The 12219-nt window shown below is 43.2% G+C and carries 14 protein-coding genes; 1 reads left to right on the top strand and 13 read right to left on the bottom strand.

Translation table 11 applies throughout. The annotated features are described in order from the left end of the window. Positions 1 to 63: 63 nt before the first annotated feature. From fabG to H7F25_RS06510, 9 genes are all read right to left on the bottom strand, one after another. Positions 64 to 807 (bottom strand): 3-oxoacyl-[acyl-carrier-protein] reductase, encoded by a 744-nt coding sequence (fabG, locus tag H7F25_RS06550; protein ID WP_024424196.1) that lies wholly within the window; start codon positions 805 to 807, stop codon positions 64 to 66. Further along, positions 807 to 1751: an ACP S-malonyltransferase gene (fabD, locus tag H7F25_RS06545; RefSeq protein ID WP_056766416.1), complete on the bottom strand. Its 945-nt coding sequence runs from the start codon at positions 1749 to 1751 to the stop codon at positions 807 to 809. Before fabD ends, fabG begins: the two co-directional genes overlap by 1 nt. Positions 1752 to 1767: 16 nt before the next feature. After that, entirely contained in the window at positions 1768 to 2766 is a 999-nt protein-coding gene (gene plsX / locus H7F25_RS06540; RefSeq protein WP_025092568.1) for a phosphate acyltransferase PlsX, read from the bottom strand. 15 nt (positions 2767 to 2781) lie between these two features. Then, positions 2782 to 3348: a transcription factor FapR gene (fapR, locus tag H7F25_RS06535; protein ID WP_024424199.1), complete on the bottom strand. Its 567-nt coding sequence runs from the start codon at positions 3346 to 3348 to the stop codon at positions 2782 to 2784. A gap of 112 nt (positions 3349 to 3460) precedes the next feature. Further along, positions 3461 to 5509 (bottom strand): ATP-dependent DNA helicase RecG, encoded by a 2049-nt coding sequence (gene recG / locus H7F25_RS06530; RefSeq protein ID WP_024426964.1) that lies wholly within the window; start codon positions 5507 to 5509, stop codon positions 3461 to 3463. Continuing rightward, positions 5487 to 6389: an L-serine ammonia-lyase, iron-sulfur-dependent, subunit alpha gene (sdaAA, locus tag H7F25_RS06525; RefSeq protein ID WP_024424200.1), complete on the bottom strand. Its 903-nt coding sequence runs from the start codon at positions 6387 to 6389 to the stop codon at positions 5487 to 5489. The genes recG and sdaAA overlap by 23 nt, the downstream gene beginning before the upstream one ends. 20 nt (positions 6390 to 6409) lie before the next feature. Continuing rightward, positions 6410 to 7072, bottom strand: coding sequence for an L-serine ammonia-lyase, iron-sulfur-dependent subunit beta (gene sdaAB / locus H7F25_RS06520; RefSeq protein ID WP_024424201.1), 663 nt, complete (start codon positions 7070 to 7072; stop codon positions 6410 to 6412). Positions 7073 to 7220: 148 nt separating this feature from the next. Then, complete coding sequence (locus tag H7F25_RS06515; RefSeq protein ID WP_024426963.1) at positions 7221 to 8894, bottom strand: DAK2 domain-containing protein; 1674 nt, start codon at positions 8892 to 8894, stop codon at positions 7221 to 7223. 15 nt (positions 8895 to 8909) lie between these two features. Beyond that, entirely contained in the window at positions 8910 to 9272 is a 363-nt protein-coding gene (locus H7F25_RS06510; protein WP_008344871.1) for an Asp23/Gls24 family envelope stress response protein, read from the bottom strand. A gap of 271 nt (positions 9273 to 9543) precedes the next feature. On the opposite strand from H7F25_RS06510, the gene rpmB reads away from it, so the two are divergent. Continuing rightward, on the top strand, positions 9544 to 9732 hold the full coding sequence (gene rpmB, locus H7F25_RS06505; RefSeq protein ID WP_003212514.1) for a 50S ribosomal protein L28: 189 nt from the start codon (positions 9544 to 9546) through the stop codon (positions 9730 to 9732). Between the two features lie 69 nt (positions 9733 to 9801). Here rpmB and spoVM read toward each other — a convergent pair whose 3' ends face one another. The 4 genes from spoVM to rsgA form a co-directional block, all read right to left on the bottom strand. Continuing rightward, on the bottom strand, positions 9802 to 9882 hold the full coding sequence (gene spoVM, locus H7F25_RS06500) for a stage V sporulation protein SpoVM (RefSeq protein WP_008354550.1): 81 nt from the start codon (positions 9880 to 9882) through the stop codon (positions 9802 to 9804). 71 nt (positions 9883 to 9953) lie between these two features. Beyond that, positions 9954 to 10598, bottom strand: a complete 645-nt coding sequence (locus tag H7F25_RS06495; RefSeq protein WP_185854400.1) for a thiamine diphosphokinase — start codon at positions 10596 to 10598, stop codon at positions 9954 to 9956. 60 nt (positions 10599 to 10658) lie between these two features. Further along, entirely contained in the window at positions 10659 to 11309 is a 651-nt protein-coding gene (gene rpe, locus H7F25_RS06490; protein ID WP_185854399.1) for a ribulose-phosphate 3-epimerase, read from the bottom strand. Between the two features lie 3 nt (positions 11310 to 11312). After that, positions 11313 to 12209, bottom strand: coding sequence for a ribosome small subunit-dependent GTPase A (gene rsgA, locus H7F25_RS06485; RefSeq protein WP_024424205.1), 897 nt, complete (start codon positions 12207 to 12209; stop codon positions 11313 to 11315). Between the last annotated feature and the right edge of the window lie 10 nt (positions 12210 to 12219).

Genomic DNA, 12219 nt, shown 5'->3' with positions numbered 1-12219 from the left:
AAAGTATTATAGTTGAATTGTTTTTAAAAAACTAGAGAAAACCTAATGAAATTTTGATATTTCTTAGGACATGACCATTCCGCCATCTACTTGGATGGTTTGGCCTGTAATATAACCTGCTCCTTCTGAAGCTAAAAAGACAACGACGTTGCTAATATCTTCAGGTGCACCAAAGCGTGCGAGCGGAATTTGCTTGAGCATTTCCGTCTGTACATTTTCATCAAGCTTGTCTGTCATATCTGTTGAAATAAAGCCTGGTGCTACTGCATTAACAGTAATATGACGGGTTGCCAGCTCTTTTGCTGTTGTTTTCGTTAATCCGATGACACCAGCTTTTGCTGCAACATAGTTTGCTTGTCCAGGGTTTCCACACACACCAACGACTGAAGCCAAATTGATGATTCTTCCGCTTCTTTGCTTCATCATTTGACGTGTCACGGCTTTTGTACAGTTAAAGACACCTTTTAAGTTTATGTTAATGACATCATCCCATTCATTCTCTTTCATTCTCATGAGCAGATTGTCCTTTGTGATCCCTGCATTATTCACAAGAATGTCAATTGAACCAAAGGTATCAATTGCTTGTTTCATCATGGCTTGTACTTCTTCAGCATTTGAGACATCAGCTTTCACAGCAAATGCCTGCTGGCCGAGTGCTTTGATTTCATCTACGACTTCATTTGCTTTTGCTTCGTTTCCAGAATAGTTCACGACAACATTTGCACCACTTTTCGCTAGATCGATCGCGATGGAACGGCCAATCCCGCGTGATGCTCCTGTTACAACGGCTGTTTTATTTGTAAGCATCAAGAATCCCCCTTGAGTGTTTGAATGGCTGCTTCAATTGTTTCTTGATCTGAAACGGAAATCGTCGTCAGGCGGCGATTCACTTTTTTCACAAGACCTGAAAGCACTTTGCCAGGACCAATTTCAATAAATGTTGTGACGCCTAAATCAATAAGGCGTTCCACACTTTCTTCAAAACGAACTGGAGAATACAGTTGTTCAATGAGCTTTGTCTCAATTTCATCACGAGAAGTCACGATGTTTGCTGTTACGTTTGAGATGACCGGAGTTTTGGCATCCGCAATATCCAGCTTTGACAAAACATCTGTAAATTTTTCAGCGGCTGGTTTCATTAATGCAGAATGGAAAGGTCCGCTTACTTCAAGGGCAATTGCACGTTTTGCGCCTTTTTCTTTCGCTTTCTCTGAAGCAAGTTCTACTCCTTTTGCTGTACCAGAGATCACGATTTGACCAGGACAGTTTAAGTTAGCGAGCTCTACAAGGTGACCGCTCTCTGTCACTTCTTTTGTCACTTCTTCAAGTGCCGCTTTGTCTAAGCCAAGAATTGCTGCCATGGCGCCTTCTCCTGCTGGAACAGCTTCATTCATTAATTCTCCGCGCTTTCTGACTGCATAAACAGCATCTTTAAACGAAAGTGCGCCTGCTGCAACGAGGGCAGTGTATTCACCAAGACTGTGTCCTGCTGCATAATCTGCTTTGATTCCGCTCTCTTCAAATTTCTTTAAGATGGCGATACTTGTCGTTAAAAGAGCTGGCTGCGCGTTAAAGGTGAGCGTCAGTTCTTCTGCATCCCCTTCAAAAATCATAGAAGATAAGTCAAACCCGAGGGTATTGTCTGCTTCTTCAAAAACAGCTTTAGATACTGCTTCTTGGTCAAATAAATCTTTTCCCATGCCAATTTTTTGAGAGCCTTGGCCAGGGAATAAAAATGCAATTTTAGTCATGCTGCTTTACCTCCAATTAAGACTCTTTCGTCGTTTCTTTTTGGACTTCTTGATGAATGATGGCTGAAACGTCTTTTTCTACGATATCACGCGCCTGACGAATTGCATGGAAAATGGCATTTTCATCAGAAGAGCCGTGCGCTTTAATAACAGGTGCCTTTAAACCAAATAAAGCGGCACCGCCATATTCGGAGTAATCCATTTTAGATTTCATCTGCATCAATTTCGGCTTCATCATGCCTGCTGCTATTTTTGCTGTGAAGCTTGATGTTAAGGTTTCTTTCAGCATTTTAAAGACAGAAAGGGCTGTGCCCTCAATCGTTTTAAGCGCAATATTTCCTGTGAAACCATCTGTGACAACAACGTCAGCAACACCTTCTAATAAGTCACGGGACTCTACATTTCCTACAAAATTCAAGTCGGAAGCTTTTAATAATTCAAAGGTTTTTTTCGTTAAATCGTTGCCTTTTTTATCTTCTGTTCCTACATTTAGCAGTCCAACACGCGGATTGCTCTTTGGGAAAACACGCTCTGCGTAGATGGATCCCATCATGGCATATTGCACGAGATGTTCTGGTTTAGCATCAACGTTGGCACCAACATCTAGTAATAAGAAGCCGCTGCCATCCAGTGTTGGCAAAGTTGGGGCAAGGGCTGGTCTGTCAATACCGTCAATTCTGCCTACGATAAACAGTCCCGCTGTCATGAGGGCGCCAGTATTTCCTGCTGAGATGCAGGCATCTGCTCGTCCTTCAGACACTTCCTGCGCCATTTTCACCATAGATGAATCCTTTTTACGTCTGACTGCACGCACTGGTTCATCTGTCGGTTCAATGACTTCTTTTGCATCTAAAATCGTGATGCGGTCGTTGTTTGTTATGTATGGTTTGATTTTGTTTTCATCGCCGACAAGTATAATCTCGATATCTGAAAATGCTGTTAAGCTTTTTTGCACACCGTCAATAATGGCTTTAGGGGCATGATCTCCCCCCATTGCATCGACTGCAATTCTCATATTACGTGCCACCTTTTACTTTTGTTTTGAGCGATACATGACGAAGTCACCTGAGAAGACAACTTCCTCACCAACATAGCTGTTTACTTCAACTACGGTTCTTCCTTTTTCTTTATCATGTGAGGCTACTTTGGCTTTAGAGACGACTCTTTCGCCTTGTTTCACCTGCCTTGTAAACCTGATATTCGCTTTTGCTGTCAAAGCCAGTTCATCGTCAATGACGGCAACTGCCAGCGAATTTGCCTGGGCGAAGAGATGATGTCCCCTGGCAATTTGGTTTCGGCTGAATACATGCTCTTTTCTCACTTCTAAAATGGAAATGGCTTGATCATCAAGCTCTACATCAATCATTTCTCCAATTACTTCATCCAGTGGAAGTGACTTTACTTCATCCTCTAATGTCTTTTCGGCCACATGCTTAATTCTTTCGCGTAATTCAGGGATCGACAGCTCTAAACGATCAAGACGAACCGTTTGTATGCTGACACCGAATTTACTTGCCAATTCTTCATCAGTAATGAATGGAGTCGAGCTGATCGTTTGCTGGAGAAGCTTTTGACGTTCTTTTTTATTTAGTTTCATATGCAGACACCATCCGTACATTTATGACTAGGTACTAATAGTAGTATATAATCTCATAGATGATAAATCAATCCTTGTTTCAAAAAGACAAGAAAATTCCTCCAGCATTTGATCAGCTTAATTTATCTCCTCCCAGCACACCGCTGTCTATCAGCGTTTGCCGGAGTTCTTTGTATTCGGGATCAGTCCAAAAGGCGTCCGATTGGACAAGATCTGCTGCATCTTTTCTAGCCGTTTCCAGCGCTCTATAGTCGTGAACCATATCTGCTACCTTAAATTCTGGCATCCCGCTTTGTTTTTTACCGAAGAAATCGCCGGGTCCTCTTAGTTCTAAGTCCTTTTCAGACAGCTCAAAGCCATCGGTTGTTTCGGACATGATCCGCATCCGCTCTTTCCCCGTTTCTGACTTCGGATCAGCCATTAAAATACAAAATGATTGATGCTCTCCTCGTCCGACCCGGCCTCTTAACTGATGAAGCTGAGACAGTCCGAAACGGTCTGCATCATAAATGACCATGATGGTTGCATTCGGCACGTTGACCCCGACTTCAACAACTGTGGTTGAAACGAGAATTTGCACTTCATTTGCGGTAAAGGCTCTCATGACCTGATCTTTTTCATCACTCGCCAGCTTCCCGTGCATTAAGCCGATTGACCACTTGCCGCGGTATGCCTCAGTGAGCATGCTATGGACATCAAGCGCATTTTGCACATCAAGCTTGTCTGATTCTTCAATGAGCGGACAAATGATATATGCCTGTCTGCCTTTTCTCAGCTCTTTATCCACAAATGCAAGAATTCTCTCAAGCATGTCATGCTTCACCCAATACGTTTCGATTTGTTTTCTGCCAGCTGGCAATTCATCAATGACGGATACGTCCATTTCTCCAAAGACAGTGATCGCAAGTGTTCGCGGAATAGGTGTGGCCGTCATAAACAAGACATCTGGGTCCTGCCCTTTACTTCGCAGTTTTTTCCGCTGCTCTACGCCAAACCGGTGCTGTTCATCTGTGATGACAAGACCGAGCTGCTGAAATTCGACTTCGTCTTGAATGAGGGCGTGCGTGCCGACTAATATGTCAATCTCGCCTTCTTTTAAACGTTCAAGCAATTCTCTGCGTCTTTTTCCTTTCACAGAGCTTGTCAAAAGGGCGATATTCAGCCCCCATTTTTCAAACAGCTGGTAAAGTGAATCGGCATGCTGCTCTGCCAAAATTTCTGTTGGGACCATTAATGCACCTTGAAAACCTGATAAATGAGCGGCATAAAGCGCAATGGCTGCAACAGCTGTTTTCCCTGAACCTACATCTCCTTGAAGCAGCCGGTTCATTCGATATGGAGACGCCATGTCCGACATGATTTCATCAAGTACTCTTGATTGTGCCTTCGTCAGCGGAAATGGCAGGCTGTTAACAAACTCAAAAACAGCCTCTTTGGAAAACGGATGCTGGATGCCTGATGTTCTCTCTCGTTCTTTCTTTCTAATCGCCTGCATCTTCAGCTGAAAAATGAGAAATTCCTCGTACACAAAACGGCGTCTTGCTTGCTTGAGCGAGTCCCTTGTTTCTGGAAGATGAATGGCTTTTAATGCTTCCTGATAGGACATGAGTTTATAGGCAGAGACAAGCTGCTTTGGCAATGGATCTTCCGCTTTGTCTGCATAAAGTGACAAGGCCTGCTTTACAAAGCGCCTCATCATTTTCACGGTCACATTTTCTTTTACTGAATAAACGGGCTCTATACTGCCATCTTGCTCGTGCGTCCCTTTTTTAAATTCCTGCACCATGATAGATTGACGGTTTTTATCCCATTTTCCTGTAACGGAAACTGTATCACCTAACACAAGGCTTCGTTTTAAATATGGGCGATTGAAACAAATCGCTGTAATGAGAAAACGCCCGACAAGCAGCCTGAATGTCAGCCTGCTTCGTTTTTTTCCATAATAGGTGAGAACGGGCTCACTATGTACTTTTCCTTCAACTGTGACACGTTCGTCATGCTTGACTTCTTCTAAGTTACGAAGCTCATAGTCGTCATATCGATAAGGAAAGTAGCCGAGTAAATCGGCTACTGTGTAGATTCCAAGTTCATTGAGTGTTTTTTCGGTTTCCTCTCCAATCCCCTTCAGGACAGAGACATTATCTTGCAGTTTCTGTATCACGAGATGAGGTCACACCTCCGAAAATCTTCTTTTCAAGCTCTCTTGCTGTCGGTGTCGCAGCGAGACCGCCTTGTGCAGTTTCGCGAAGAGCTGTTGGCATCGTTTGACCGATTTTGTACATCGCATCAATGACTTCATCACAAGGAATGCGGCTTGTGATGCCAGCAAGAGCCATGTCTGCTGCGATCATGGCGTTAGATGCACCCATTGCGTTTCGTTTCACGCAAGGTACCTCGACAAGTCCCGCTACTGGATCGCAAACAAGTCCAAGCATATTTTTCAGTGTAATCGCCATTGCTTCTGCAGATTGCTGCGGTGTACCGCCTGCCATCTCGACAATCGCTGCTGCCGCCATACCTGATGCAGAACCTACCTCTGCCTGACAGCCGCCTGCTGCACCGGAAATGCTCGCGTTATTCGCCACAACAAAACCAAATGCGCCAGAAGTAAATAGAAATCTGACCATTTGTTCCTTTGTTGGCTTTAATGTTTCTTTTACTGCAAATAACGTACCTGGTACAACACCTGCTGAGCCTGCTGTAGGCGTTGCACAAATGGTTCCCATTGCGGCATTGACTTCATTTGTTGCAACTGCTTTACTGACCGCATCTAATATCGTATGACCAGACAGTGTTTTGCCTGATGCGATATAGGCTTGAAGTTTGACCGCATCTCCGCCTGTTAACCCTGATAATGATTTCACACCCTTCAGCCCGTTTTCAACGGCCTGCTCCATCACTTCTAGGTTGCGGTACATCTGCGAGAAAATTTCTTCACGTGACTTCCCTGTCACTTCCATTTCTTGCACAATCATAATTTCTGAAATGGAGGTATTCCGTTCTTCTGTTAGCTGCACGAGTTCTTTGACGTTTTTAAACATCATTCATAACCTCCTTGTTGTTACTCTGCAATTTGTGTGACTTGAATAATGTTTGGCAGCGTTTCAAGCTCTGATAGGACAGCTGGGTCGATATTTTGATCCACTTCAATCGTCATCAGTGCCTCTTGCCCGACATCTTTACGCGCCACTTCCATATGACCGATGTTGATGGCGAATTTCGCTAAGACATTGGCAACTGCCGCAATCGTCCCGTAGCGATCGTTATGAACCACAAGAATGGCAGGGTGATTCCCTGAAAGCCTGAGCTCAAAGCCATTTAATTCTGTGATTTCAATTTTACCTCCGCCGATGGAAATCCCGATTAGTTCAAGGCTTCCGTTCGCATCTGAAATCTCTACTTTTGCTGTATTCGGATGCGCCGGCACCGCCTCTTCTTCTTTAAATTCAATGTCGATCTCTTTGCTTTTTGCAATATCGATCGCTGTTTTGATTCGTTCATCAAATGTATCAAAGTCAAGAACACCGCCAATAATGGCGACATCTGTACCGTGTCCTTTATACGTATCTTTAAAAGAACCATAAAATGAAACGACAATTCGTTTCGGTTCTCTTCCAAATAAGCTGCGAGCTACTCTCCCTATACGAGCCGCACCCGCTGTGTGCGAACTTGATGGCCCAATCATGACAGGTCCAATAATATCAAACACACTTCTAAATTTCATAGGTCTTCCCCTCTCATCACCACTCGCGTATGGTTTGGTTCTTTCTTTAGACTAATGGATTCATTCGTTTCCCGCAACTCATTTCACCGTGGAATGGCTAGTAAAAAATTGCAAAAGAAGAAGAAGGGCTTTATTTGCCCTTCTTTCGTTATTCAACCGCCAAAATATATGAATAAAGCGGCTGTTTTCCATCGTGGACTTCAACTTCTACATCTTCAAATGTTTCTTCAATAAAGGCTTGCAGTGCATCCAGCTCATCAGATGATGCATCTTCCCCTTTAATGATGGTGACAATCTCATCATCTTCTGTCACCATTTTGGTTAGAAGTTCTTTTGCTGCATCTAATTGATTTTTCGCTGTTAAGGTGATTTTTCCATTGAACAGACCCATATAGTCACCTTTGGCAATGTCGATGCCATCAATTTGAGTATCTCTTACTGCAAAGGTAATTTGCCCGCTTTTCACATGGTCAATCGCTTCTAGCATCGCTCTTTCGTTGTCTTCATTTGAAGCTGCTTCATTGAGAGAAAGAAGTGCCGACATTCCTTGAGGAACGGTCTTCGTCGGAATGACAACGACCTCACGGTTTGAGACAGTTGCCGCCTGTTTAGCTGCCATGACAATATTAGAATTATTAGGTAAGATAAAGACGGTTTCGGCATGTACGCTTTCTATTGCTGTGACAATGTCTTCTGTGCTCGGATTCATCGTCTGTCCGCCTTCAATGACGACGGAAGCTCCGATACTTTTGAACAAGTCAGCAATTCCTTCTCCCATTGCGACACTGACGACGCCAAAGCGCTGTTTTTCAGCAGCAGGTGCTTTTGGTGCAGCAGGTGCGTGCTCTCTTTCTTCGTTCACGATTGAGCTATGCTGCTCTCTCATGTTTTCTATTTTCATATTAATTAAGCTGCCGTAGCGCTGTGCATAGGATAAGACATCTCCTGGCTGCTCTGCATGAATATGAACTTTCGCCAGTGTATCGTCAGACACCACAAGAAGTGAATCTCCGAATTCACTTAAGTCTTGTCTGAAGGCATTCTCATCAAAGGACTGTTTGTCTTCTTCAAATTTCACCATAAATTCAGTACAGTAGCCAAATTCGATATCTTCTGTGTTCATATGGCTTTGCGCACTTTTATGATGCTCTGCACTAACGAGTTCTTTTAGCGTAGGTAAAGAAGCCGCTTTAGGAGGAAGCTCTTCTCCTCTTAATGAAGCAAGGAAACCTTCATATACGCATAGAAGTCCTTTACCTCCACTATCGACAACACCCACTTCTTTTAAGACAGGAAGCAGATCTGGCGTTCGATCAAGTGATGCTCTTGCTTCCTCAATCGTTAACTCTAGAACGCGGTCAATTTGATCCTCTGCTGCCGAAACAGCAACCGCTTTCTTTGCTGCATCCTTTGCAACTGTTAAGATCGTTCCTTCAATCGGTTTCATCACGGCTTTATATGCTGTATCAACACCCGCCTGTAAGGCAAGAGCAAATTCTTTTGCATCAATCGTTTCTTTTTGTTCAATATGTTTACTGAAACCTCTAAAGAGCTGTGACAGGATCACGCCAGAGTTTCCTCTTGCGCCCATCAATAACCCTTTCGAGAGGGCCACGCCGACCTTCCCAATATGATCGGTATTTGTTTCTTCAACTGCTTTTGCCCCTGAAGTCATCGACAAATTCATATTTGTCCCCGTGTCTCCATCTGGCACTGGAAAAACATTTAACGCATCAACAATTTGTGCGTTTTGAGAAAGATGGTGAGCACCTGCAAGAATCATTTTTGCAAATGAGCGGCCATCAAGATTTCTAATAGACAATATATTTCCTCCTTACTACGGGTTCGTAACTTTTACTCCTTGTACATAAATGTTGACCGAGTCAACAGAAAGTCCAATTGTGTGATGAATCGTGTATTTGACTTTCGTTTGAACATTATGTGCGACTTCTGATATTTTTGTACCGTAGCTTACGATGATGTACATATCAATATGAATGCGGTCTTCTTTTTGACGCACAAGAACACCCCGGCTGAAGTTCTCTTTGCGGAGAATATCCGTCAAGCCGTCCTTGATTTGATTTTTGGACGCCATGCCAACAATACCATAGCAATCGATCGCAGCGCCTCCTGCCACCATTGCAATGACTTCATTTGATATATCAATTTGTCCGTATTTCGTTCTAAGTTCAATGGACACATTGGTTCCCCCTTTTTGAGAAATTGCCCTGAGTTATCACTATTTTACTATAAGACCCTTCTTTTTAAAAGAAATCATTCAATCCGACCCAATCCTACTTATACTATAGCCTTGATTTTTTATCAAGATGTCAAGGTATTTTTCTTGAAAGAGGAGTAAACAATCCTTGCAAACCCCTTGAAGCTGTGGTAAATTATTAAAGTATCTTGAGGCATCTCTAAGTACGTATATGAAGAATATGATGATGTTTTCGCAGTTAGGAGGGAAACAAATGGCACGTAAATGCGTTATTACAGGCAGAAAAACAAAAGCTGGGAACAACCGTTCTCACGCAATGAACTCTACAAAACGTACATGGGGCGCGAACCTTCAAAAAGTTCGTATTCTAGTGGACGGTAAGCCTAAAAGAGTATATGTATCAGCTCGAGCTTTGAAATCTGGTAAAGTTGAGCGTGTATAAGCAAGAGTAAACGCCTGCTACAATAAACTGTAGCAGGCGTTTTTATGTGGAAATAAAGGAGATTACTCATTAATCTTTTTTAAATGAACCAAGCATCGCACGGACAATGCCGCCAAGAAATCTAGGCAGTTTGATTGTATAAAATTTCATTTTGTCCCCCTCCTAAAAGTACCGCTTGCAGCACAATTGAGCTTAATCAGCCATCCACATTGATAGGTTGGTCAATCTTTGCTTCTTACCATTATTAATATGCCTTCATGAAAAGAAAAAGTACCACTTGAGTGGATGAGTTCGTTACTAATACATAGTGTGGAACCAGGCTCAATATGACAATTTTTCAGAGGATATTTGAAACCTTTTAATGTCAGCTTTTCAACCGATGTACCAAAGGGCAGAAACGACACATATTTTTTATCAGGGTCTTCTTTTATTTCGTATGTACCAGGTCCAAACATTTGAATGATATTTTGCTTATCTACAAGAGTGATGTTCTGCTTGTGCTGAATGCCTTGATATAGAAGGTGAATATTTCCTAGAAAGTGATCAGCCCTTCCTCCTGTAATGCCGTAGATGTGAATATGCGCTGGGTGCTGGCGCATGGCCCAGTTCAGCGCAAGCTCTAAATCGGTTTCATCCTTTTCAGCCTGAAATACATTCAAGGCAGGCAATTTCTTTTTCAGCTCACAAAGCTCTTCTTCTGTCACACTGTCAAAATCACCAAAAGCCTTGGCAGGCATGATGCCGTGCTCTAGTAAAAAAAGCGTCCCCCGGTCTACACCGACCCAGAGAATATCGTCCTGTGATGCTTCCTGTTCAAGGGGCGGGATGTATTCAAAAGGACCGCCGGCTACGATATGTATGTGCATGATATACGCTCCTCTCCATGTAAAAAGAACCAAAGATCAGAGTGACTTTGGTTCCTTTTTTTACGCTTCTCGAATGGCCTGAATGGCGGCTGCACGGTTGTTTTTACCGTATACCGCTGAGCCGGCCACAAGTAAGTTAGCGCCCGCCTCTTTACAGCTCTTTGCAGTCTCTACATTGACACCGCCGTCTATTTCTATGAGTAAGTCTGATAAGCCCTTTTGTTCGCTAAGGGTCTTCACTTCTTTTACCTTCTCGAGGACAGATGGAATGAACGCCTGTCCGCCAAAACCAGGATTCACCGTCATGAATAAGACAAGGTCTACGTCCTCTAATACATGCTCAACCTGAGAAACAGGTGTGTGCGGGTTCAAGACGACACCTGCTTTTACACCTTGTTCTTTTATGTGCTGTATCGTGCGGTGCAAGTGCGGACAAGCTTCTACATGGACAGAAATAATGTCAGCACCTGCTTTTGCGAATGCAGGAATATACCGGTCTGGCTGCTCAATCATTAAGTGAACATCGAGCGGCAGCTTTGTATGCGGTCTGATCGCTTCCACAACATTCGGTCCAAATGTGATATTCGGTACAAAATGGCCGTCCATCACATCGATATGAATGTAATCCGCTCCGCCTTGTTCCACATCACGGATATCTTTCTCCAAATTGGCGAAATCTGCTGATAAAATGGAAGGGGCAATATAAACCATGAGTTAGTACCTCGGCTTTCTGTCTTTGATTTCAGTTAAAAACTCTAAATAATGCTGATAGCGATACGCTCTGATTTGCTCTTGTTCGACCGCGCCTTTTACCGCACAGCCAGGCTCTTTCACGTGCAGACAGCCTCTAAACTTACAATCTGCACTCCGCTCTTTGATTTCTAAAAAGTAAAGGCCTAAATCTTCCGCTTCAATGCCGGTAAATTCGAGCGAGCTAAAGCCAGGTGTATCTGCAATGAGCCCTTCTGCTGTACGAATGAGTTCGACATGTCTTGTCGTATGCTTCCCCCTTCCAAGATGAGAGGAAATATCATTGGTTTTCAGCGCCAAATCAGGACTCATCGCATTTAAAAGAGAGGACTTACCTACACCAGACTGACCGGCAAATACAGTGATTTTATTGTGAAAATGCGGGGTCAGCTTTTCAATTCCGTCTCCCTCGATCGTGGATGTTACATGAACATCATATCCAATTTGCCGATAGTCCTCTGCATAGCCTTGAATACTTTCACGCTCTTCATCTGTTTTCAATAAGTCCATTTTTGTGATACAGATTATCGGCTTAATATCATTTGCTTCCACCAGCACTAAAAATCTGTCTAAAAGCGATGTGCTAAAGGTCGGTTCTGTCGCAGAGAAAACGAGCACCGCTTGATCGACGTTACTAATAGGCGGACGAACAAGTTCGTTTGTCCGCTCTTTTACTTCTAATAAATAGCCTTCTTTATCGTTATCCGCTTGATATACGACATAATCTCCAACTAGAGGTGTGATTTTGTTTTTTCGAAAAATGCCTCTCGCTCTGCACTGAATCACTTTTCCACTTTCTAGAGACTCATCGAGCACATAATAAAATCCGCTTAATGCTTTAATAATTTTGCCCTCAGGCATAAAGTCCCTC

Origin of the sequence: Bacillus sp. PAMC28571 (assembly GCF_014250435.1) — a bacterium.
GTDB lineage: Bacteria > Bacillota > Bacilli > Bacillales > Bacillaceae > Bacillus > Bacillus safensis.
Note: the sequence above shows the minus strand (reverse complement) of the source record. Positions and strands in the feature narration are given on the sequence as shown.

Bases quoted from the DNA above. Each gene is read 5' to 3' on its own strand.
- fabD (WP_056766416.1), bottom strand. From the start codon at position 1,751: ATGACTAAAATTGCATTTTTATTCCCTGGCCAAGGCTCTCAAAAAATT.
- sdaAA (WP_024424200.1), bottom strand. From the start codon at position 6,389: ATGTTTAAAAACGTCAAAGAACTCGTGCAGCTAACAGAAGAACGGAAT.
- rsgA (WP_024424205.1), bottom strand. From the start codon at position 12,209: ATGCCTGAGGGCAAAATTATTAAAGCATTAAGCGGATTTTATTATGTG.
- H7F25_RS06495 (WP_185854400.1), bottom strand. From the start codon at position 10,598: ATGCACATACATATCGTAGCCGGCGGTCCTTTTGAATACATCCCGCCC.
- fapR (WP_024424199.1), bottom strand. From the start codon at position 3,348: ATGAAACTAAATAAAAAAGAACGTCAAAAGCTTCTCCAGCAAACGATC.
- spoVM (WP_008354550.1), bottom strand. From the start codon at position 9,882: ATGAAATTTTATACAATCAAACTGCCTAGATTTCTTGGCGGCATTGTC.
- rpmB (WP_003212514.1), top strand. From the start codon at position 9,544: ATGGCACGTAAATGCGTTATTACAGGCAGAAAAACAAAAGCTGGGAAC.
- plsX (WP_025092568.1), bottom strand. From the start codon at position 2,766: ATGAGAATTGCAGTCGATGCAATGGGGGGAGATCATGCCCCTAAAGCC.
- sdaAB (WP_024424201.1), bottom strand. From the start codon at position 7,072: ATGAAATTTAGAAGTGTGTTTGATATTATTGGACCTGTCATGATTGGG.
- rpe (WP_185854399.1), bottom strand. From the start codon at position 11,309: ATGGTTTATATTGCCCCTTCCATTTTATCAGCAGATTTCGCCAATTTG.
- fabG (WP_024424196.1), bottom strand. From the start codon at position 807: ATGCTTACAAATAAAACAGCCGTTGTAACAGGAGCATCACGCGGGATT.